The following is a 20570-nucleotide window of genomic DNA, read 5'->3' as shown; positions in this document are numbered from 1 at the left end:
CCACCATCGTGGCACCGGCGGCCCGGGCCCGCACCCTCCCGGAGGTCGGTAGAGTGGAGGCCGTGACTTCCTCCCACCGCACCCCGTACTACATCACCACGGCCATCGCGTACCCCAACGGCACCCCGCACATCGGGCACGCCTACGAGGTCATCGCGACCGACGTCATGGCCCGGTTCAAGCGGCTGGACGGCTACGACGTCCGCTTCCTGACCGGCACCGACGAGCACGGCCAGAAGATGCAGCAGACCGCGGAGAAGGAGGGCCTCACGGCCCGGGAGCTCGCGGACCGCAACTCGGCGCGCTTCCGGGAGATGGACGACGCCCTGAACATCTCCTACGACCGCTTCATCCGCACCACGGACGCCGACCACTACGCGGCGTCGGCGGCCATCTGGCGGCGGATGGAGGAGGCGGGGGACATCTACCTCGGCAAGTACGCCGGCTGGTACTCCGTGCGCGACGAGGCGTTCTACGGCGAGGACGAGACCGAGGTCCGGGAGGACGGGGTGCGGTGCTCGACGGGCACCGGCACGGAGGTCACCTGGACCGAGGAGGAGTCCTACTTCTTCCGCCTCTCCGCCTACCAGGACCGGCTGCTGGCCCTCTACGAGCAGGAGGGCTTCGTCTTCCCCGAGACCCGCCGCAACGAGGTCGCCTCGTTCGTGCGCTCGGGGCTGGAGGACCTCTCGATCTCCCGCACCACCTTCGACTGGGGCGTGCCCGTGCCCGGCGACCCGGACCACGTCATGTACGTGTGGGTGGACGCCCTCACCAACTACCTCACCGGGGTGGGCTTCCCGGAGACCGACGCCGAGACGTTCCGGCGGTACTGGCCGGCCGACGCCCACGTGATCGGCAAGGACATCGCCCGCTTCCACGCCGTGTACTGGCCGGCGTTCCTGATGTCCGCCGGACTGCCGCTGCCCCGGCGCGTCTTCGCCCACGGCTTCCTCTTCAACCAGGGCGAGAAGATGTCCAAGTCCGTGGGCAACGTCATCGACCCGCACGCCCTCGTGGCCGAGTACGGCCTCGACCCGCTGCGCTTCTTCCTGCTGCGCGAGGTGCCGTTCGGCCAGGACGGCAGCTACTCGCACGACGGGATCAAGAGCCGGATCAACTCCGACCTCGCCAACGACCTCGGCAACCTCGCCCAGCGCTCGCTGTCGATGGTCGCCAAGAACTGCGAGGGCCGGGTCCCCGTGCCGGGGGAGCTCACCCCCGAGGACCACGCCATGCTCGCCGCCGCGGCCGGGCTCTACGCGCCGGTGCGCGCCGAGTTCGACGAGCAGCAGTTCCACCGGGCGCTCGAGCGGATCTGGCGGGTGGTCGCCGAGGCCAACCGGTACTTCACGGCCATGGAGCCCTGGAAGCTGCGCAAGACCGACGCCGAGCGGATGGCCACCGTGCTGTGGGTGACGCTCGAGGTGGTGCGCGTGGTCGGCGTCCTCGTGCAGCCCGTGATGCCGGACGCCGCCGCCCGGCTGCTCGACGTGCTCGGCCAGGAGGAGGGCGAGGCCCGCCTGTTCACCGCCCTGGGCACGCCCCTGGCCGCCGGCACGGAGCTGCCCCGGCCCGTCCCGGTGTTCCCGCGCTACGAGGAGCCCGCGGCGCTGCAGGCCTGAGCCGGCCCGTCCGTCCACCATGTGAGACGTCCGTCCACTCCGTGGTCGGACGGGTCGTCGTGCTCCTATCCTGGGGCCATGAGCCAGCCGACGCCCGCAGCAGCCCCCGCCCACCTGAAGATCGCCCTCGTGCCCGGTGACGGCATCGGCCCCGAGGTCGTGGCCGAGGCGGAGAAGGTCCTCGACGCCGTCACCGCCGCGGCCGGCGTCACCGTGGAGAAGCGGGAGTTCGGTCTCGGCGCCCAGCACTGGCTGGAGACGGGGGAGACCCTCACCGGCCGGACGCTGGCCGAGCTGCGGGCCTACGACGCCATCCTGTTCGGCGCCGTCGGCGCCGCCCCCGGCGACCGACGGGTCCCGTCCGGGATCATCGAGCGCGACGTGCTGCTGAGGATGCGCTTCAGCCTCGACCACTTCGTCAACCTCCGCCCGTCCAAGCTCTTCCCGGGCACCACCAGCCCGCTCTCCGACCCGGGGGACATCGACTTCGTGGTGGTGCGCGAGGGCACCGAGGGCCCCTACGCGGGCAACGGCGGGGTGCTGCGGGGCGGCACCGACGCCGAGATCGCCACGGAGGTCTCGCTCAACACCGCGTACGGCGTCCGCCGGCTGGTGCGCTACGCCTTCGAGCTCGCCGCCGCCCGCGAGCGCAAGCGGCTGACCCTCGTGCACAAGCACAACGTGCTCGTCCACGCGGGCCGGCTCTACGCCCGCCTCGTCGAGGAGATCGGCGCCGAGTTCCCCGACGTCGCCGTCGACTACCTGCACGTGGACGCGGCCACGATCTTCCTCACGACCGACCCGGCACGCTTCGACGTCATCGTCACCGACAACCTCTTCGGGGACATCCTCACCGACCTCGCCGGGGCGGTGACGGGCGGCATCGGCCTGGCCCCGGCCGGCAACATCAACGCGGACCGCACCGCGCCCTCGATGTTCGAGCCCGTCCACGGCTCCGCCCCGGACATCGCGGGACAGCAGAGGGCGAACCCCGTGGCGGCGATCCTCGCGACCGCCATGATGCTGGAGCACCTCGGCCACCCCGGACCGGCCGCCCGGATCGAGACCGCGGTCGAGCAGGACCTCGCCGCGCACGGCAACGAGACCCGCACCACCGCCCAGGTGGGGGACGGCGTGCTCGACGCCCTCGCCTGAGCGGGCCCGCCCGTCCTCCGGGGATAGGCTGGGGCACGGAAACAACAGCTGAGCCCCGCGTGCCGGTCGCCACGGGGTCGACCTCGCAGGGAGACGCAGTGACCACACAGCCCACCACCTTCGCCCACCGCCTCAGCCAGGACCCGGTCCCGGAGGAGGTGCGGGCCGCCATCCTCGCCGATCCGGGCTTCGGCACGAACTTCACCGACCACATGGTGAAGATCGACTGGTTCGGGGACGTCGAGAAGGGCACGGGGCGCTGGAGCGACCCCAGGATCGAGCCGTACGGACCGCTGGTGCTCGACCCCGCCGCGGCCGTGCTGCACTACGGCCAGGAGATCTTCGAGGGGCTCAAGGCCTACCGGCACGCGGACGGCTCCGTGTGGACGTTCCGGGCCGACGCCAACGCCGCCCGGCTGAACCGGTCCGCCCGCCGGCTGGCGCTGCCGGAGCTGCCGGAGCAGATGTTCCTGGACTCGCTGCGGGAGCTCGTCTCGGTGGACGAGCAGTGGGTCCCGGACGGGGACGGCGAGTCCCTGTACCTGCGCCCGTTCATGATCGCCACGGAGGCGTTCCTGGGGGTGCGCCCGTCCCGGCAGGTGCTGTACTCGGTGATCGCCTCCCCGGCGGGGAACTACTTCGGCGGTCCGGTCAAGCCCGTGGACATCTGGCTCTCCCGGGACTACGCCCGGGCCGGGCGCGGCGGCACGGGGGCGGCCAAGTGCGGCGGCAACTACGCGGCCTCCCTGGTGGCCCAGATGGAGGGCGACGCCCACGGGTGCCAGCAGGTCATGTTCCTGGACCGCGACCGCGGGGACGCGGTCGAGGAGCTGGGCGGCATGAACGTGTTCTTCGTCTACGAGGACGGCCGCCTGGTGACGCCCGAGCTCACCGGCACGATCCTCGAGGGCGTCACGCGCCGCTCGATCATCCAGCTCGCGGAGGACCGCGGGATGCGCGTCGAGGAGCGCCGCTTCACCCTGGACGAGTGGCGCGAGGGCTGGCAGGCCGGGACCATCACCGAGGCGTTCGCGTGCGGGACCGCGGCCGTGATCACGCCCATCGGCAGGCTCCTCTCGGCCGAGGAGACCATCGGCGACGAGGGGGCCCGGCCCGGCGAGGTCACCATGGACATCCGCCGGCAGCTGCTGGAGATCCAGACGGGCCGCGCGGAGGACCCGCACGGCTGGCTGACCCGCCTGGTCTGAGCCCCCGCGGCCCCCGGCGCCGGCGCCGGGGGCCGCGCGCCCGCCCGCAGGCCGTGGGATAGCCTGGTCCCATGCGAATTGCCAGGTTCACGGTCGACAACGAGATCCACTTCGGCGCGGTGCAGGGCGCCGCCGGCGAGGAGACGGTCACCGTCCTCGCGGGCGACCCCTTCTACACCGGGATCAATCCCACCCAGCAGCGCCACGACATCGCCGACGTCCGCCTCCTGGCCCCCGTGATCCCGCGCTCCAAGATCGTGTGCGTCGGGCGCAACTACGCCGACCACGCGGCGGAGCTGGGCAACGAGCTGCCCACCTCCCCGATGCTGTTCTTCAAGCCCAACACCTCCGTCGCCGGTCCCGGCGACCCCGTGACCCTCCCCCCGTGGACCGAGCAGGTCTCCTACGAGGGCGAGCTCGCCGTCGTCGTCGGGCGGATGTGCAAGGACGTCCCGGTGGAGCGCGTGCCCGAGGTGGTCTTCGGCTACACCGCCGCCAACGACCTCACCGGCCGCGACGTGCAGAGGACCGACGGCCAGTGGGCGCGCGCCAAGGGCTTCGACGGGGCCTGCCCGCTCGGACCCTGGATCGAGACGGACCTCGACACCTCCGCCCTCGCCGTGCGCAGCCGCGTCAACGGCGAGACCAAGCAGGACGGCAACACCCGGGACATGGTCTTCGACGTCCCGTTCCTCGTCTCCTACGTCTCCCAGGCGTTCACGCTCCTGCCCGGCGACGTCATCCTCACCGGCACGCCCGCCGGCGTCGGCATCGTCGACGAGGGCGACCGGATCGAGGTGGAGGTCGAGGGCATCGGCGTCCTGCCGACCGTCCTGCGCCGCTGAGCCCAGCCCGCACCACCGCACGACCCCGCCCGCACCCCGACCGATCCACGAAAGAGCCATGACCGACACGCCCACCGCCCCGGCCACCTCCTCCGCCCCGTCCTCGCCCGTGCGCGTGCGCTTCTGCCCGTCCCCGACGGGCACCCCGCACGTGGGGCTGATCCGCACCGCGCTGTTCAACTGGGCCCACGCCCGGCACACCGGCGGCACCATGGTCTTCCGCGTCGAGGACACCGACACCGAGCGGGACTCGGAGGAGAGCTACCAGCAGCTGCTCGAGGCGCTGGCCTGGCTGGGGATCGACTGGGACGAGGGCGTCGAGACCGGCGGCCCGCACGCGCCGTACCGGCAGTCGCAGCGCCTGGACGTCTACCGGCAGGTGGCGGACCGGCTCCGCGAGCACGGAGCCGTCTACGAGGCGTACTCCACCCCGGAGGAGGTCGAGGCCCGGCACCGCGCGGCCGGGCGCGACCCCAAGCTCGGCTACGACAACTTCGACCGCGACCTCACCGAGGAGCAGATCGCGGGGTTCCGCGCCGAGGGCCGGGAGCCCGTGCTGCGGCTGCGGATGCCGGACGAGGACATCGTGCTCCAGGACATGATCCGCGGCGAGATCGTCTTCCGGGCCGGGTCCATCCCGGACTACGTGGTGGTGCGCGCCAACGGCCAGCCGCTGTACACGCTCACCAACCCCGTGGACGACGCCCTCATGGAGATCACCCACGTGCTGCGCGGCGAGGACCTGCTCTCCTCGACGCCGCGCCAGATCGCGCTGTTCCGGGTGCTGGTGGAGATCGGCTTCGCGAAGTACGTGCCCGAGTACGGCCACCTGCCCTACGTCATGGGCGAGGGCAACAAGAAGCTGTCGAAGCGCGACCCCGAGTCCAGCCTCTTCCACCTCAAGGACAGCGGGTTCATCCCCGAGGGCCTGCTCAACTACCTGGCCCTGCTCGGCTGGTCCCTGTCCGCGGACGAGGACGTCTTCACCGTGGAGCAGCTCGTGGAGCACTTCGACGTCCACGACGTCCTGGCCAACCCCGCACGGTTCGACCTCAAGAAGGCCACCGCCATCAACGGCACCCACGTCCGCCGGCTCGACCCGGAGGACTTCCGCGACCGGCTGATCCCGTACCTGCAGGCCGGCGGCGTGCTGGGGGAGACCCTGGACGAGCGCCGGCGGGAGATCCTCGACCGGGCGGCGCCACTGGTCCAGGAGCGGATGAACCTGCTCGGCGAGGCCCCCGAGCTGCTGTCCTTCCTCTTCGCCGGCGACGACGAGATCGAGGTGGCCGAGGACGCCCGCAAGCAGCTCAAGGACTCCGCAGGCGACGTGCTCCGGGCCGCGCTCGCCGCCCTGGAGCCCCTCGAGGACTGGAGCGCCGCCGCGCTCGAGGCCGCGCTGCGCGAGGCCATCGTGGACGGACTGGGCATCAAGCCCCGGCTGGCCTTCGGGCCCGTCCGCATCGCGGTGTCCGGGCGGCGGATCTCCCCGCCGCTGTTCGAGTCCCTCGAGATCCTCGGCAAGGACTCCTCCCTGACTCGCCTCCGCGCGCTCGCCGCCCAGCTCGGCTGAGCACCCGTCCGCCCGGCGACGACGGTCCGGGCCACCCTCCGCGGAATGTGGCCCGGACCGTCGCCGTCATCTGCGCGCACCCCGCCCCTCCGGCGTAGCCTGGAGCACGGGGGCGATCACGATGGAACCGACCGACGACCAGATCGAGACGCTGCGCGCGGGACGCCCGCAGCACCGCAACCCGGTGCAGCGGGACACCGTCACATGGCTGCGGACCGGGGCCGCGACGGGCGGTGACCACGCCCTGCTGCACGTCGAGGTGGAGCCCGGCGGCGAGGTGCGCCCCCACTACCACCGCCGGTCCGGGATGCGCCTGCGCGTCCTCGAGGGCACGCTGCGGGTCCAGGTCGGCCACGTCGTGCGGGACCTCGGCGCCGGGGGAGAGGCCGAGGTGCCCGAGGAGCACCTGTTCCGCTGGAAGAACCCGGCCGGGACCCCGGCCCGGTTCGTGCTCGAGGTGCGCCCCGCCCACGAGGGCTTCGAGAAGGGCCTGGCGGCCCTGTACGGGCTCGCCCGGGACGGACGGGCCCGCCCGGACGGCCGGCCGAGGAGCCTGCTGCGCACGGCCCTGCTCATCCAGTGGACGGACATCAACCTGCCGGGGATCTACCGCTGGCTCGGGCCCGTCCTCCGGGCGCTGGCGGGGATCGCCCGCCGCCGGGGGATCGACCGCGAGCTCGAGGAGCGCTACTGCCGCTGAGCCCGATTTGCCGCCCCGCCGGAAGGCCGGTATAGTTTTCTTGCGTTGCGCCGGTCGCCGCGGGAAACCGCCGGGCCGGGGACGACAGTGGGATATGGTGTAATTGGCAACACTACGGTTTCTGGTACCGTCATTCTAGGTTCGAGTCCTGGTATCCCAGCGCTGCTCCATCGGAACAGTACGGCCCCATCGTATAGCGGCCTAGTACGCCGCCCTCTCACGGCGGTAACGCGGGTTCGAATCCCGCTGGGGTCACCACCGCGGAACACCCCCGGACCACACGGTCCGGGGGTGTTCCCGTCTGCGCGCTCCGGGGCCCGTGCTCCGGTGCGCGGACCGGCGTCCGCAACGGGTCGCCGGACCTGGTACAGTGTACGAGGCCGGTCGCGGGGAACCGCGGTCCGGTTCGGCAGGGCCCCATCGTATAGCGGCCTAGTACGCCGCCCTCTCACGGCGGTAACGCGGGTTCGAATCCCGCTGGGGTCACCACGGACGAAGCCCCCCGGACCACACGGTCCGGGGGGCTTCGTCGTCCCCGGGCCGACCTCCTGGCACGGCCCGTCCCCGGGCCGGCCGGCTCTCCTGGCGCAGCCCGTCCCCGGGGCTGCCGGCATCCTGGCCCCACCCGTTCCGGACCGTGCGCCGGCGCCGGCCGCGATCAGCCGGCCGGCTGGTGCGACGGGCTCGTCCACGGGCCCGTGATCGCCAGGGTGAGGCCGGCCTGCTGCAGGTTGACGAACAGGTGGACACCGTCCTGCGAGAACACGGGGCCGCAGAACTCCGAGTCGTCGAGGTCGTTGCGGGCCAGGGCGTAGGCACGTCCCCGCTCGGTCACCCCGACCAGGTGGCTGGTGCCGTTCCCGTCCTCGGCGAGCACGAGTCCGCCCTGCGGGGAGATCGTGATGTTGTCGGGCCGCTCGAAGCGCATCTCGAGGTCCGGGTCCTCCCTGACGCCGAAGAGCACGGTCAGGACGACCGTCCCGGCGGCCGGATCGTGGAACCACACCTGACCGTTGTGGACGTGCCGGTCCGGGGTCCGACCGGTCCCGCCGTCCCCCTCCGGTCCGTCCGGAGCCTCCGCGTAGCTGGAGACGAAGTAGACGCCGTCGTCGTTCCACCACTGCCCCTCGAGCTTGTGCGCACGGGTGACGGCGTCGTCGTCGAACTGCCGGCGCACCGACTCGTCCTGCCCGTCGCGGTCGGGGACGTCGATCCACTCGACGTCGTAGCGGGTTCCCACGTCGGTCGCCTCCGCCAGGTCCCGGACCACGGTCCCCTCCGCGAGGCACCGCATCGCCTGCAGTCGGCCGGCGACGTCGCCGCCCTCCGACTCCGCGAGCTCGCGCAGCGCGTGGCGCCCCGGGACGAACCCGGACGGCGGCGTCCAGCGGAGGTAGAGCCCGCTGGGGTCCCCGGCGTCCTCCGTCAGGTAGATCCGGGTGGTGGACGGGTCGACCGCCACGGCCTCGTGCGAGTAGCGGCCCAGGAACTTCAGGGGCACCGGGGACCTGCCGAGATTGGCCTCGCGGCTGTCCGGATCGACCTCGAACACGTAGCCGTGGTCCAGGGTGAGGCCGTCGTCGCCGGCTCGCGCGCTCGTCTCCTCGCAGCTCAGCCACGTGCCCCAGGGAGTGACGCCGCCGGCGCAGTTGTTCACGGTCCCGGCCAGCGACGTGTACTGGGACGTCCGGCGGCCATCGGCGTCGACGACCAGGGTGGACGTGCCGCCGGACGCGCCGGGGTCGTAGACGAGTCCCTCCACCGTGGGCACCGCGTGCGGCTCGGTGCCGTTGTTCTCGTGGTTGCAGATCAGCACGGTGCCGCCCCCGGGGCCGCCGAAGACACCCATGCCGTCGGGGTCGGACGGGTGCGTGCCGTCGGACGTCGGGCTCACGCCGGACCGGGCGAGCACCGTGTAGGAGAACCCGCTCGGCAGGGCGAGAACGCCGTCGGGGTCCGCGATCAGCGGGCCGTAGCCGACCGCCGCGCGGGTCGTGGGGTGGTCGGTGCGACCGCACGAGGCCAGACCCCCGAGGCCCGCGACCGCGAGACCCAGGGCCCCGGTGCCGAGGAAGCCGCGGCGGGAGAGCGGAGGGCGCATGGAACGGCTCCTCGGTCGGGGACGGACGGCCGGCCGGGCGCACCGGCCCGGTGCTGATCACGCTAGTGACGACCGTGGCGACGCGGCACCCTTTGACGCCGGGTGACGGGCGGTGGGAGACCCTCAGGCACTAAGCAGGCTTACACTCCGGCTTCCGCACTGCTAGGTTGGCAGGGCGGCCCAGGGCCGTCGCCGAGACCGACCCCGGGACGAGGGAGCGCAGCATGGACGAGAACTACGACGTGGTCGTCGTCGGCGGGGGACCGGCCGGCCTCGCCGGCGCCCTGTGCCTGGCCCGCGCCCGGCGTTCGGTCCTCGTGGTGGACGCCGGGGCCCCGCGCAACGACCCCGCCGAGCACGTGCACAACTACCTCGGCCGGGACGGCGACGCCCCGGGCGCGCTGCTGGCCGACGGGCGCGCCGAGATCACCGGCTACGGCGCCGACGTCGTCGACGGCACCGTCGTCTCCGCGCGGGCGGGCGGGGAGGACGGGCACGGCCCGCGGTTCGTCCTGACGCTCGAGGACGGCCGGTCCGTGCGGGCACGACGGGTGCTGATCACCACCGGGCTCACCGACGAGCTGCCGGACGTCCCCGGTCTGGCGCAGCGGTGGGGGCGCGACGTCATCCACTGTCCCTACTGCCACGGCTGGGAGTGGCGGGACGAGCCGCTGGCGGTCCTGGGCACGGGGCCCACGGCGGTGCAGCAGGCGCAGCTGTTCCGGCAGTGGAGCCACGACGTCACGTTCGTGCAGCACACCGCCCCGGACCCCGACGACGACGAGCGCGCGCAGCTGTCAGCCCTCGGCATCGAGTGCGTGGCGGGGGAGGTGTCGGGCGTCGAGGTGGCCGGCGACCGGATCACCGGCCTGCGGCTGGTCTCGGGGGACCTGGTGCCCTGCCGTGCCGTGGTGGTCGTGCCCCGGTTCACGGTCCGGTCCGACCTCATCGACTCCCTGGCCCTGGACACGGCGCAGGAGGAGGAGAAGGGCCACGCGGTCGGCAGCTACGTGCCCTCGGCGCCCACCGGGGGCACGGACGTGCCGGGGGTCTACGTGGCGGGCAACGTCTCGGACCTGCACGCCCAGGTCCTGGCCGCGGCGGCCGCCGGGCTCAAGACCGGCACGGCCCTCAACACCGACCTGCTGGCCGAGGACCTCGACCGTGCGCGCACCGGCCACGGCGGGACGTGACCGGCCCTGCCGCGCGGAGGCGGAACCGCGAGGAGCGGACGCGCCGGGCCCGCAGCGCCGCCGCCGCGCCGAAGGAGCTGCGGCGGAGCTCCTGAGGCACGCGGCGGCCCGNNCCGCCGGCCCGGGTCCTGTCCCGGGCCGGCGGGACAGGATCAGGCCAGCGAGGCGTCCAGCGTGATGTCGACGGCCAGGGCCTGCGAGACCGGGCAGCCGGCCTTGGCCTCCTCGGCGATCCGGGCGAAGTCCTCCTGCGAGAGGTTCTCCACCTGTGCCTCGACGATCAGCTTGACCCCCTTGATGCCCTCGCCCGCCACGAAGGTGACCTCGGCCGAGGAGTCCAGGCGGGTGGGCGGGGTGTCGTTCTGGGCGAGCATGTTGGAGAACGCCATGGCGAAGCAGGTGGCGTGCGCGGAGGCCAGGAGCTCCTCGGGGCTCGTCCGGGGCCCGGCGCCGCTCTCCGCGCGCGTGTCCCAGTCCACGTCGAAGGGGCCCAGGCCCGAGCCGCTCAGCTGGGTGGTGCCCGAGCCGTTGAAGAGATCGCCGGTCCAGACGGTGCTGGCCTTGCTGACGACGGGTTTCGGCATAGTTCCTCCTGAGGTCCACGGCGGGCGGACGCTCCGACCGCCGGCGCCTGGCGGCGCTGCTGTCACGCTAGCGGATCCCGCACGGTCCGTGCCCGGCCGGGGCCGTGTTCCGGGGGCCGGCACGGGCGCGGCCGGCCGCGGTGCGCGCTACCCGAGGGGTTTCCGGGGGAGGTCCGGGCCGCGGGAGGTCCCGCGGTCGGCGACGGCACGGGTGGTCGCGTGCGCGGCCGCGGACACGACCCGCTCCAGCGGGCCCCTCCCGAACGCGTGCCGCCAGGCGAGCGCCACGAGGGCGGAGACGACGAGGCAGGCCACGAACCAGAGCAGGGGGCTGCTGTAGTGGACCTCGGTGGAGAGCAGGACCAGCTGGCCTGTGTACAGGGTCAGGGTCATCGTCCCCATGGCCGTGAGCGGCAGCAGCCACTTGCCGAACTCGCGCCCGGCGAGCAGGAGGGCGCCGAGCACGGCCGTGCTGACCCCCAGGCTCCAGGCCACCGAGAGGGGCGTGTTGGCGTGCGGGGCGGAGAGCACCTGCCACCACAGGGAGGAGGTCGGCAGCGGTCCGTCGCCGCCGAACACGATGATGTGGTCCAGGTCCGCCCGGGTCAGGGAGACGATGCTGTAGAGCAGGACGTTGTAGCCGTCCATGCCGTAGAGGAGCACCCAGGAGACGAGCTTGGCGAGGGCCGCGAGGCCGAGCCCCACGGCCAGCAGGCGGGCCTGGACGCGCAGGCCCTTGAGGTTGAGCCGGCCGAAGGCCAGCCCGGCCAGCAGGTACGACAGATAGGTCACCGCCGGGTAGGTGCCCGTCAGCGTCAGCTGCCAGAACAGCGCGGCCGGTTCGGTGACCAGGTGCGCGAAGGTCGGGTTCGCGGAGCTGTGCTCGGGCACCAGGTCGCCCAGCCAGTGGATCAGGAAGGGGCCCGCGAGCAGGAAGCCGCCCGCGCACAGCAGCAGGGTCCGCGGCCGCAGGCCGAGGAAGGGCAGCGCGAGCAGGAAGAAGAGCCCGTAGTGGACGAGGATGTTGACGGCCGGCGGGTCCGCCGGCATCAGGTAGTCCACCGTCAGGCCGACCACCATGATCAGCAGCGCGCGCACCGCGATCCCGGCACGGGCGGCGGTGAGGTCCCGGCCCCTGCGGGGCCGGCGCCCGCCGGTGGAGAAGGCGAGGCTGACGCCGGCGAGGAGGGCGAACAGCGCCGCGGAGTCCCCGGCGAACAGCAGCCAGGACAGCGTCGGGCGGTCGTTGTCCGGATAGGACTGGGGCAGGAAGTGAACGGCCGTCAGCCCGACGAGAGCCAGACCCCGTGCGGCGTCCACGGCGACCAGGCGCCCGGCCGATCGGCGGGGGTCGAGCCCGCCGGTGGCCTCCGCGGCCCGGTCTCTCGTGGGGTGGTCGTTCATGGGTCCCGCCGTCCTGCTCCTCATCCCCGGTCCCACGGTGGGCCGCTCTCAAGGATGTCGTGTGCACTGCCGCCAATCTTCGCATCCGCGCCGGTGGTCGCGGCAACGTTGCGCCGGGAGGCTCAGGAGGCGGCGGCGGCCGGGCCGGTCGGCGGCACGGGGAGCCCGGCGCAGCGGCGGTGCAGCACCTTGGCCCGCATCCGGCGCCGGGCGTCCAGGGCGGCCGTGGCCGGTTCGGGGGGCTCCACCTCGGGCACGAGGATCTCGACCGCCTCGCCGAGCTCGGCGTCGTGCTCGACGGTCCCCCGGAGCAGGTCCACCGTGGCGGGCTCGAGCTCGTGCACGCAGGTGAGGTCCACGCCGACCCGCGCCGCGGGCAGGGCGGTGCGCGCCCGCCGGAGGACGGGGTGGAGCGCCTGCTGGTTCGCCCGGGTCAGGGCGCCGGCCACATTGACCCGGACGTACCGGCCGTCGAGGTCCACCTCGACGAGGACGGAGATCTTGCGCTGCACGGAGTGGGCTCCTTCACGGCGCGGCGGTCCGCCGAACCGTCCGGTGGACAGTAAGCACGCTGTGCTCTTGGGTGCCGACAAACCGTAAGCCATCTGTCGTTCCGGTGGCAAGCGCGGCGGTCGGCAGCGCCGGGCGCGCGGTCCCGTCCGGTCCGCCGGCGGAGGCGCCCGCGGCCGTCGGAGCGGTGCGACCCCTCGCGGCCGCGGCAGCACCGGGCCGCCCGCCCGGTCCCCGGTGCTACGCTCCGAAGTGAGCCGGACCTTCCCGGCGACGACGGCGGGCCTCCCACCGTGCCCGTCCGCACCGCTCCAGCCCGTCCCGGATGGTGGTGATCACCGTTTCCCCGCACCCGTCCCCCGCAGGGCCCACCGGACCCACCCGCACCTTCGGCGTCGAGGAGGAGCTGCTCCTCGTGGACGCCCGGACCCTCGAGCCCGCGGCGGTGAGCCCCGGGGTGGTCCGCGACCACGGCGGGTCCCCGGCCCCGTCCGGGCACCGGATCTGCACCGAGCTCCAGCAGGAGCAGATCGAGGTCGCGTGCCCGCCGGTGACCGGTCTCGCGGACCAGCTCGCGGCCGTCCGCCGGGGCAGGGCGCTGCTGGACGCCGCCGCGCGCCGCGCCGGCGCCCGGGTCGTGGCCCTGGCCTCGCCGGTGTTCCCGGCTCGGCCGCACCTCGTGCCCCAACCCCGCTACGCCTGGCTGCGCGAGCGCTTCGGCCTGGTCGCGGCCGAGCAGCTGACCTGCGGACTGCACGTCCACGTGGGGGTCGCCGGCCCGGACGAGGGCGTGGCCGTGCTGGACCGGATCCGTGGCTGGCTCCCGGTGCTCCTGGCGCTCAGCGCGAACTCGCCCTTCTGGTACGGCCAGGACACCGGCTTCGCCAGCTACCGGTACCAGACGTGGACCCGCTGGCCCACGGCCGGGCCGGACGAGCTGCTGGGCACCGCCCAGGAGTACGACCGCCGGTGCGAGGCCCTGCTGCGCTCCGGAGTGGCCCTGGACCGCGGCATGCTCTACTTCGACGCCCGGCTCTCCGCCCGCTATCCCACCGTGGAGATCCGGGTCGCGGACGTGTGCCTCGAGGCCGAGCACGCCGCGGTGCTGGCGGCCCTGGTCCGCGCCCTGGTCGAGACGGCGGCCCGGCAGTGGCAGGCCGGTGCCGCGGCCCCTCGCATCGGCGTGGGGCAGCTGCGCGCGTGGTCCTGGCAGGCCGGCGCCGCCGGGGTCGAGGGTGCGCTGATCAGCCCGGGCTCCGGCGCGCCCGCGCCCGCCGCGGAGGTCGTGGCGCAGCTGCTCGACCTCGTGCGCCCCGTGCTCGCGCAGTGGGGCGAGGCCGGGCAGGTGGAGGCGGTGGTGGCCGGCATCCTGCGCGACGGCTCCGGGGCGCGGCGGCAGCGCGCGGCCTTCGCCGCCCGGCAGGACCCGCGCGACGTCGTGCGGGCGGCGCTCGAGGCGACCCACCGGTGAGGGCCCGGCGGCACCCCGCCCTCGAGCGGCGGCGTCTCGACGTCGGCGCCTGCACCGTGGTCGTGCGGGGGACCTTCCACCGGGGACTGCCCCCGGTGGTCCTCGTGCACGGCATCGGGATGTCGGGGGCGTACTTCCTGCGCCTGGCGGACGTGCTCGCGGCCACGCACGACGTCTACGCCTTCGACCTGCCGGGCTACGGGGCGGCGCCGCGCCCGGACCGGCCCCTCACGGTGCCCGAGCTCGGCCGCGTGGTCGCGGGAGCGGTCGGGGAGCTCGGGCTGCAGGCCCCCGTCGTCGTCGGCCACTCCATGGGGTGCCAGATCGTCGTGGACACCGTCAAGGACCATCCCGGTCTGTGCGCCGGCTACGTGCTGGTGGGTCCGACCGTGGACGACTCCGCCCGGACCCTGCTCCGGCAGGCGTGGCGGCTGCTGCGGGACAGCCTGCGCGAACCGCCGCGGACCAACGCCGTGGTCCTCCGCGAGTACCTGCGGATGGGCCCGCTGCGCTACCTGCGCACCGCCCGGCACATGCTCCGCGACCGGATCGAGCAGGACATCCGGGCCTGCACGCCGCCCGGCCTGGTCGTGCGCGGGGCCCGCGACCCCATCGCCCGGCGGGACTGGGCCCGCCGGCTGGCCCGGGCCGCTCCCGACGCCCGTCTCGTGGAGATCCCCGGTGCCCCGCACAACGTCCAGCACACCGGCCCGCGCGAGCTCGCCGCCGCCTGCGCCCCCTTCCTCGCCGCCTGCCGGCCCGGAGCCCGTCCCGGGAGCCCGTCGTGAGCCCGCGCCGGCCGGGCGGCGCGGGCGCCGATCTCGCGGCCTGGGCCCTGGACTACGTCTACGCGCTCCGCCGGCAGGCCGCCGGTCTCCTCGGCCGCTGGGACCCCGCCCACTACCGGGGTCCGGGAGCGCCCGGCAGGCCGCCCGTCGTGCTCATCCCCGGCATCTACGAGTCGTGGACCTTCATGCTCCCGGTCGCCGGGGTCCTGCGGGAGCACGGGCACGACGTCCACGTGGTCGAGGACCTGCGGTTCAACACCGGGACCATCGAGGAGATGGCGGCGCTGGTCGACGAGCACATCCGGCGGGAGGGACTCGAACGGTGCGTGCTGGTGGCGCACAGCAAGGGCGGGCTGATCGGCAAGCACCTGCTCGCCCACCACAACGCCCGCACCGTCATCCAGGGCCTCGTGGCCGTCAACACCCCCTTCTCCGGCTCGAAGCTCGCCCGTCTGCTGCCCCTCCCGGCCATCCGGGTGTTCCTGCCGCACTCACCGGAGCTCACGGCGCTGACCACCCGCCGGGAAATCAACCATCGGATCGTCTCCGTCTACGGCCTGTTCGACCCCCACATCCCGGGGGGCAGCCGGCTCGAGGGCGCGCGCAACGTCCAGCTGGGAACGCGCGGGCACTTCCTGCCGCTGAGCGACCCGCGCGTGCACCGGGCGATCGTGGAGGGGGTCAGCGGGCTCGCGCGCTGACCCGCCGGGGGAGCGGGCGCCGGGCGGGCCGGAACGGGTCCGGCCCGGCGTCGGAGCCGACTGCTACGCTTCCGCCACCGGGCGGCCCCGAGCAGGACACCGGGGCAGGCACGACGGACGACGTCGGAGGGACGGGTGGGGACCGTGGTCGGACTGGGACTGACGCCCTTCCAGGGCTGGGAGGTGATGTCCTGGGCCCTGCTGCTCGCCGCCGCGGCCTGGACCGCGGCGCGGGGCGTCCGGTGGATCGTGCGCCGCTACGGGCAGAACACCCGCTGGGGCCGCAGGGCGCGCACCCGGCTCGGCCTGCGCCGGGCCCGCGACGGCCTGCTGGAGCGCCATGCGGCCGGCGAGCTCACCGAGGACGAGTACCGGGAGCGGCTGCGGCTGCTCGAGCAGGAGGGCCGTTCCGGTCCGTGACCGCCCGGCGGCGGTCCCGGCGCACGGGCCCCGCAGGGGGCTGACGAACGGCAAGCAGGCTGACAGACTGGAGGCGTTCGGGTCCCGCTGCGTACGGCGGGACGAGACCAGGCGACGACAAGGAGCTCCCATGTCCGAGAAGCCCAACCCCATCGAGCTGCAGAAGCACCTCAGCGGCCTGGACTACCCGGTCGGCAAGGACGAGATCGTGCGGAGGGCCCAGGACTCCGGCGCGGACGACTCCGTCCTCGAGGCCCTGCGCGGCCTCCCGGACCGGCAGTACGAGAAGCCCACGCACGTGACCGAGGCCGTCTTCGGCGAGTAGGCCGCGCGGCCCGCGGCGGTGGGGGAGAGCGGCGCACCGGCACGCGCCTCCCCGCCGCGCCGGTCCGCGCCACGTCCCCGGTGGTCCCGCCGGGCGTGGCGGCGCGGGCCGTCACTGCCCGGATCGAGCGCCCCGGTCAGTCCGCGCGGTCGCCGTGCTCCAGGTCCTCGATCCCCCGGATGTCCTCGAGCGCGGATCCGTCCCCGTACTTGCTCGACGTGATCACGCTGAACGTGCCGTTGGTCTCGAGCACGACCGCCTCCACCTGGGAGAGGTCCCCGGTGCCCTGCATGCGGACGGCCTGGCGCAGCTCGGACTCGGTCAGCCGGTTGCGGTGGAGCGCCTCGTGCCGGATCCTTCCCCCGGCCAGCAGCAGCGCCGGCTCGGCGGTGAAGACGCCGCGCATGCGCGGCCAGCGCGCGGAGATCCAGGCCACCAGCAGCTGCAGGGCGGCGAGCAGCGCGAGGGCGGTGATCCCCTCGCTCCAGGAGACGTCCGTGCTGAGGAAGATCGTGGCGAGGGTCGAGCCGAGGGCGACCGTGACCACGAAGTCGAAGACGTTGAGCTGCCCGAGGGTGCGCTTGCCGGACAGCCGCAGGATCACCACGAGCGTCGTGTAGGAGGCGGCGCCCACGAGGAGGATGCGCAGGACGGCGGCCCAGGAGTCAAACCACATCACGACCACCTCCTGGGCCGGGGACGGTGCGGGACGGGGTCATGCGGAGGCCTCCTCCTTCTTCTCCTTGAGCTCCGGTTCGCGGCGCTGCAGCCAGGCGCTCAGCGGCGCCGAGGTGAGCCCGTGGACGACCACGGAGGCGGTGATGGCCAGGGTGGTGTAGACGAAGATCTCGTGGTGGCCGGTGTGGCGCTCGGCCAGGGTGGCGTAGAACAGCGCCGAGACGCCCACGGGGGCGAACCAGCTCAGGAACGCGGTCTCGGAGCGGTCGTGGACGTCCTTCAGCAGCGGCCGCAGCGCCCACAGGGTCACCAGGCGGCGCACCAGCACGGCGGCGGCCACGACCACGGGGGCGATCCAGCCGAGGGCGGCCCACTCGCCGAAGGGCAGGGCGATGCCCAGCAGCAGGAACACGGGCAGCAGGAACAGCCGTGCCACGGCGTCGTGCACCTTGTCCTCCTGGGCCTCCTCCCGCTGCGGGATGACCTGGCCGAACACGGCCACCCCGATGAAGACCACCAGGATCGCGTCGGTGCCCAGCAGCTTGCCGGTCCCCAGCAGCAGCAGGGCCAGCGGGACGATGAACGCCAGGTAGGAGCTCTCCTCCATCAGCCCGTGCTTTCGCACGAGGACGAAGAGCCTCCCCAGCAGGTACCCGGCCACCGCGCCGATGACGGCGCCGGCGAGGACCTCCCACAGCAGCACCTTCGTGAGCAGCTCGTGCCAGGCCCGGTCCGGTGCCGTCAGCAGCAGCACGGGCAGCATGACGAAGAGGTAGCCCAGCCCGTCGTTGATCCCGCTCTCGGCCGAGAGGTTGTGCCGGACCCGCTCGGTGACCTTCTCCTCGGCCATCGACCCGGTGACGATCGGAGTGGTGACCACCGGGTCGGTCGGGGTGATGATCGCCCCGATCAGCAGCGCGATCAGGAACGGGACGCCCAGCCCCCACCACAGCACGCCGGTGGCGACCACGAGCATCAGGGCCATGCCCGCCCCGATGATCACCACGATCCACCGGGCGTTCTCCCGCCAGTAGCCGTGCGGCAGGCGCAGGGCGACCCCGGCCAGCCCCACGGCCAGGGTGATCCGCGCGGCCTGCTCGAGCAGCGTGCCCTCGGGGACCCCGAAGTCCTCCATCCGCAGCAGGCCCAGGGCGTGCGGGCCGATCAGGGCCCCGAAGGCCAGGCACAGCAGGGGACCGGGCAGGCTGGCCCGCTGCAGCACGGTCGAGAACGACGCGAACACGAGGAGGGCACCGGCGAACAGCGCCAGCAGCAGATTGATGTCCACGTGGCTCCTTCCGCTGTCGCCCCGGACCGGGGACGGTGTCCGACTCCTACGGTAACCCTGCTGATGGTGTCCGGAGCAAGAGCGGTTCCGGGCACGGGCCACCGGGTAGGGTCGCCGGACAGGGGAACGAGCCAACGGGAACGGAGCGAGGACGTGGACGTGCTGCTGACGGTGACGGGGATCGCGATCGTCATGGTCGGGCTGTGGGACATCTACCACAGCCTGCTGCACCCGAGCGGCACGGGAGCCATCGGCGGGAGGGTGCAGGCGGGCGTCTGGTGGATCTCCCGCCGCACCGGGCACCGCTTCGGCTCCGCCGTGGGCCCGGGGTCGATGATCACGGTGGTGCTCGTGTGGGTGCTCCTGCAGGGGATCGGCTGGGCCCTGGTCTACCTGCCGCACGTGCCCGGCGGCTTCACGTACTCGCCCGGCGTGGACGCGGCCGACTACCCCGACTTCCTGGAGGCGCTCTACATCTCCCTGGTGACGCTGGCGACGCTGGGCTTCGGGGACGTCGTGGCCACCGACCCGTGGATCCGGCTGGCCTCCCCGCTGGAGGCGCTGGCCGGCTTCGCCCTGCTCACCGCGGCCCTGACGTGGTTCACCCAGATCTACCCGCCCCTGTCCCGCCGGCGGTCCCTGGCGCTCGAGCTGAAGTCCCTCGCCGAGGTGGGCTACGCGGACGTCCTCGCGGAGGAGGACCCGGTGACGGCGACCCGGGTGCTCGACGGACTGGCCGCGGAGGTGGCCAAGGCCCGGATCGACTTCACCCAGCACGGGGAGACGTACTACTTCCAGGAGGAGGACCCGGACCTCTCCCTGGCCCGGCACCTGTCCTACGCGCTCGAGCTGCGCGACCGCGCCGCCGCGTGCTCCGCACCGCGGGTGCGCACGAGCGCACGCCGCCTGGGCCTGGCCCTGGAGCAGCTCGGGCAGAAGCTGCGGGAGGACTTCCTCGGCACGGGGGAGTCTCCCGAGGAGGTCTTCGCCGCCTACGCCGAGGACCACGGGCGGGACTCCCGCCGCTGAGCCGGCGCGGGGAACAATCCTCCGCCGCTCCTGGTTGCGCCGGACATGAAGGCATTGACGTACGCCCGATACGGCGGCTCCGAAGTCCTCGAGCTCACCGACCTCCCCGAGCCCAAGGTGCCTCCGGGCTGGGTGCTCGTGAAGGTGCGCAGCGCCGCGATCAACCCCGTGGACTGGAAGATCATGTCCGGTGGTCTCGATCCGCTCATGGAGGTCCAGTTCCCTGTGGTGCCCGGATGGGACGTGTCCGGGGTCGTGGAGCGGGTCGGCATCGACGTGCCGGAGTGGGCCCCCGGTGACGAGGTGGTCTCCTACGCCCGCACGGACTGGGTGCACGGCGGGACGATGGCCGAGTACGTCGCCCTGCCCTCCCGCCTGCTGGCGCCGAAGCCCGCCTCCGTGGACTGGGACCGGGCGGCGTCCCTTCCGCTGGCCGGGCTCACGGCCTACCAGGTCCTCGGCCGCCTCGACGTCGCCGAGGCGGAGACCGTGCTCGTCCACAACGCTTCCGGCGGCGTGGGGGGCTGCGCCGTGCAGCTCGCCGTGGCCCGGGGCGCCCGGGTGATCGGCACGGCGTCGGAGGCCAACCACGACTACCTGCGCGGTCTCGGCGCGGAGCCCGTGGCCTACGGGGACGGGCTGCCCGAGCGGGTCCGGGAGCTGGCGCCCGAGGGCGTGGACGTGGTGGTCGACCTCGTGGGCGGGGTCGTCGAGCAGACGCTCGCCGTGCTCAAGGACGGCGGGCGGCACGCCTCCGTGGCCGACGACGCCGTCGAGGCCCACGGCGGGACGTGGATGTGGGTGCGCCCCTCCGCCGAGGACCTCACCGAGCTGGGCCGGCTGGTGGACCGGGGCGTGCTCCGGATCGAGCTCGCCCGCAGCGTGCCCCTGGCCGAGGCCGTGGAGGCCTACCGGCTCAGCCAGGAGGGCCACGTCCGGGGCAAGATCGCCGTCCGCATGCCGTGAGCATCG

General features: G+C 73.6%; 20 protein-coding genes and 3 tRNA genes. 17 read left to right on the top strand and 6 right to left on the bottom strand.

What is annotated here, in order from left to right; translation table 11 throughout:
* Positions 1 to 62 precede the first annotated feature (62 nt).
* From metG to AVL61_RS12550, 9 genes are all read left to right on the top strand, one after another.
* Positions 63 to 1625 (top strand): methionine--tRNA ligase, encoded by a 1563-nt coding sequence (metG, locus tag AVL61_RS12590; RefSeq protein ID WP_058874827.1) that lies wholly within the window; start codon positions 63 to 65, stop codon positions 1623 to 1625.
* A gap of 78 nt (positions 1626 to 1703) precedes the next feature.
* Positions 1704 to 2780 carry a 3-isopropylmalate dehydrogenase gene (locus AVL61_RS12585; RefSeq protein WP_058874669.1) on the top strand — a complete coding sequence of 359 codons (1077 nt, stop codon included), beginning with the start codon at positions 1704 to 1706 and terminating at the stop codon, positions 2778 to 2780.
* 98 nt (positions 2781 to 2878) lie between these two features.
* Positions 2879 to 3988 (top strand): branched-chain amino acid aminotransferase, encoded by a 1110-nt coding sequence (locus AVL61_RS12580; protein ID WP_058874668.1) that lies wholly within the window; start codon positions 2879 to 2881, stop codon positions 3986 to 3988.
* A 71-nt stretch (positions 3989 to 4059) separates the two neighbouring features.
* Complete coding sequence (locus AVL61_RS12575) at positions 4060 to 4833, top strand: fumarylacetoacetate hydrolase family protein (protein WP_058874667.1); 774 nt, start codon at positions 4060 to 4062, stop codon at positions 4831 to 4833.
* 58 nt (positions 4834 to 4891) lie between these two features.
* Positions 4892 to 6406 (top strand): glutamate--tRNA ligase, encoded by a 1515-nt coding sequence (gene gltX / locus AVL61_RS12570; RefSeq protein ID WP_058874666.1) that lies wholly within the window; start codon positions 4892 to 4894, stop codon positions 6404 to 6406.
* Positions 6407 to 6527: 121 nt separating this feature from the next.
* On the top strand, positions 6528 to 7106 hold the full coding sequence (locus AVL61_RS12565) for a cupin domain-containing protein (RefSeq protein WP_058874665.1): 579 nt from the start codon (positions 6528 to 6530) through the stop codon (positions 7104 to 7106).
* An 88-nt stretch (positions 7107 to 7194) separates the two neighbouring features.
* Positions 7195 to 7266 (top strand) — tRNA-Gln (locus AVL61_RS12560).
* A gap of 22 nt (positions 7267 to 7288) precedes the next feature.
* Positions 7289 to 7364: transfer RNA gene (locus AVL61_RS12555), tRNA-Glu, on the top strand.
* A 155-nt stretch (positions 7365 to 7519) separates the two neighbouring features.
* Positions 7520 to 7595 (top strand) — tRNA-Glu (locus AVL61_RS12550).
* Between the two features lie 169 nt (positions 7596 to 7764).
* On the opposite strand, the gene AVL61_RS12545 is transcribed toward AVL61_RS12550, so the two are convergent.
* On the bottom strand, positions 7765 to 9207 hold the full coding sequence (locus tag AVL61_RS12545; RefSeq protein WP_058874664.1) for an alkaline phosphatase PhoX: 1443 nt from the start codon (positions 9205 to 9207) through the stop codon (positions 7765 to 7767).
* Positions 9208 to 9431: 224 nt separating this feature from the next.
* Between AVL61_RS12545 and AVL61_RS12540 the strand changes: the two genes are divergently transcribed.
* The gene (locus tag AVL61_RS12540; protein ID WP_058874663.1) at positions 9432 to 10400 is read left to right on the top strand and encodes an NAD(P)/FAD-dependent oxidoreductase; all 969 of its coding nucleotides are present in this window, start codon (positions 9432 to 9434) and stop codon (positions 10398 to 10400) included.
* Between the two features lie 152 nt (positions 10401 to 10552).
* On the opposite strand, the gene AVL61_RS12535 is transcribed toward AVL61_RS12540, so the two are convergent.
* The 3 genes from AVL61_RS12535 to AVL61_RS12525 form a co-directional block, all read right to left on the bottom strand.
* Positions 10553 to 10984, bottom strand: a complete 432-nt coding sequence (locus AVL61_RS12535; RefSeq protein ID WP_058874662.1) for an OsmC family peroxiredoxin — start codon at positions 10982 to 10984, stop codon at positions 10553 to 10555.
* Positions 10985 to 11131: 147 nt separating this feature from the next.
* The gene (locus AVL61_RS12530) at positions 11132 to 12388 is read right to left on the bottom strand and encodes a heparan-alpha-glucosaminide N-acetyltransferase domain-containing protein (protein ID WP_058874661.1); all 1257 of its coding nucleotides are present in this window, start codon (positions 12386 to 12388) and stop codon (positions 11132 to 11134) included.
* Positions 12389 to 12510: 122 nt separating this feature from the next.
* Positions 12511 to 12900 (bottom strand): hypothetical protein, encoded by a 390-nt coding sequence (locus AVL61_RS12525; protein WP_058874660.1) that lies wholly within the window; start codon positions 12898 to 12900, stop codon positions 12511 to 12513.
* Positions 12901 to 13229: 329 nt separating this feature from the next.
* Between AVL61_RS12525 and AVL61_RS12520 the strand changes: the two genes are divergently transcribed.
* The 5 genes from AVL61_RS12520 (at position 13230) to AVL61_RS12500 (ending at position 16603) form a co-directional block, all read left to right on the top strand.
* The gene (locus tag AVL61_RS12520; protein WP_231738408.1) at positions 13230 to 14369 is read left to right on the top strand and encodes a glutamate--cysteine ligase; all 1140 of its coding nucleotides are present in this window, start codon (positions 13230 to 13232) and stop codon (positions 14367 to 14369) included.
* Positions 14366 to 15157 (top strand): alpha/beta fold hydrolase, encoded by a 792-nt coding sequence (locus AVL61_RS12515; RefSeq protein ID WP_058874658.1) that lies wholly within the window; start codon positions 14366 to 14368, stop codon positions 15155 to 15157. The genes AVL61_RS12520 and AVL61_RS12515 overlap by 4 nt, the downstream gene beginning before the upstream one ends.
* Positions 15154 to 15858: an esterase/lipase family protein gene (locus AVL61_RS12510; protein WP_058874657.1), complete on the top strand. Its 705-nt coding sequence runs from the start codon at positions 15154 to 15156 to the stop codon at positions 15856 to 15858. The genes AVL61_RS12515 and AVL61_RS12510 overlap by 4 nt, the downstream gene beginning before the upstream one ends.
* Positions 15859 to 15993: 135 nt before the next feature.
* Positions 15994 to 16278, top strand: coding sequence for an SHOCT domain-containing protein (locus AVL61_RS12505; protein WP_058874656.1), 285 nt, complete (start codon positions 15994 to 15996; stop codon positions 16276 to 16278).
* A 130-nt stretch (positions 16279 to 16408) separates the two neighbouring features.
* Complete coding sequence (locus AVL61_RS12500) at positions 16409 to 16603, top strand: DUF2795 domain-containing protein (protein WP_058874655.1); 195 nt, start codon at positions 16409 to 16411, stop codon at positions 16601 to 16603.
* Positions 16604 to 16739: 136 nt separating this feature from the next.
* Here the strand turns inward: AVL61_RS12500 and AVL61_RS12495 are convergent, their stop codons facing one another.
* The gene (locus tag AVL61_RS12495; protein WP_058874654.1) at positions 16740 to 17279 is read right to left on the bottom strand and encodes a DUF421 domain-containing protein; all 540 of its coding nucleotides are present in this window, start codon (positions 17277 to 17279) and stop codon (positions 16740 to 16742) included.
* 39 nt (positions 17280 to 17318) lie between these two features.
* The gene (locus tag AVL61_RS12490) at positions 17319 to 18569 is read right to left on the bottom strand and encodes a cation:proton antiporter domain-containing protein (RefSeq protein WP_058874653.1); all 1251 of its coding nucleotides are present in this window, start codon (positions 18567 to 18569) and stop codon (positions 17319 to 17321) included.
* 159 nt (positions 18570 to 18728) lie between these two features.
* On the opposite strand from AVL61_RS12490, the gene AVL61_RS12485 reads away from it, so the two are divergent.
* Positions 18729 to 19598 carry a potassium channel family protein gene (locus AVL61_RS12485; RefSeq protein WP_231738407.1) on the top strand — a complete coding sequence of 290 codons (870 nt, stop codon included), beginning with the start codon at positions 18729 to 18731 and terminating at the stop codon, positions 19596 to 19598.
* A gap of 45 nt (positions 19599 to 19643) precedes the next feature.
* Positions 19644 to 20564: an NADP-dependent oxidoreductase gene (locus tag AVL61_RS12480; RefSeq protein WP_058874651.1), complete on the top strand. Its 921-nt coding sequence runs from the start codon at positions 19644 to 19646 to the stop codon at positions 20562 to 20564.
* Positions 20565 to 20570 lie beyond the last annotated feature (6 nt).

The sequence above is a fragment of the Kocuria rosea subsp. polaris genome (assembly GCF_001483755.1).
Lineage (GTDB): Bacteria > Actinomycetota > Actinomycetes > Actinomycetales > Micrococcaceae > Kocuria > Kocuria cellulosilytica.
This window is presented reverse-complemented; position numbering and strand designations above follow the sequence as displayed.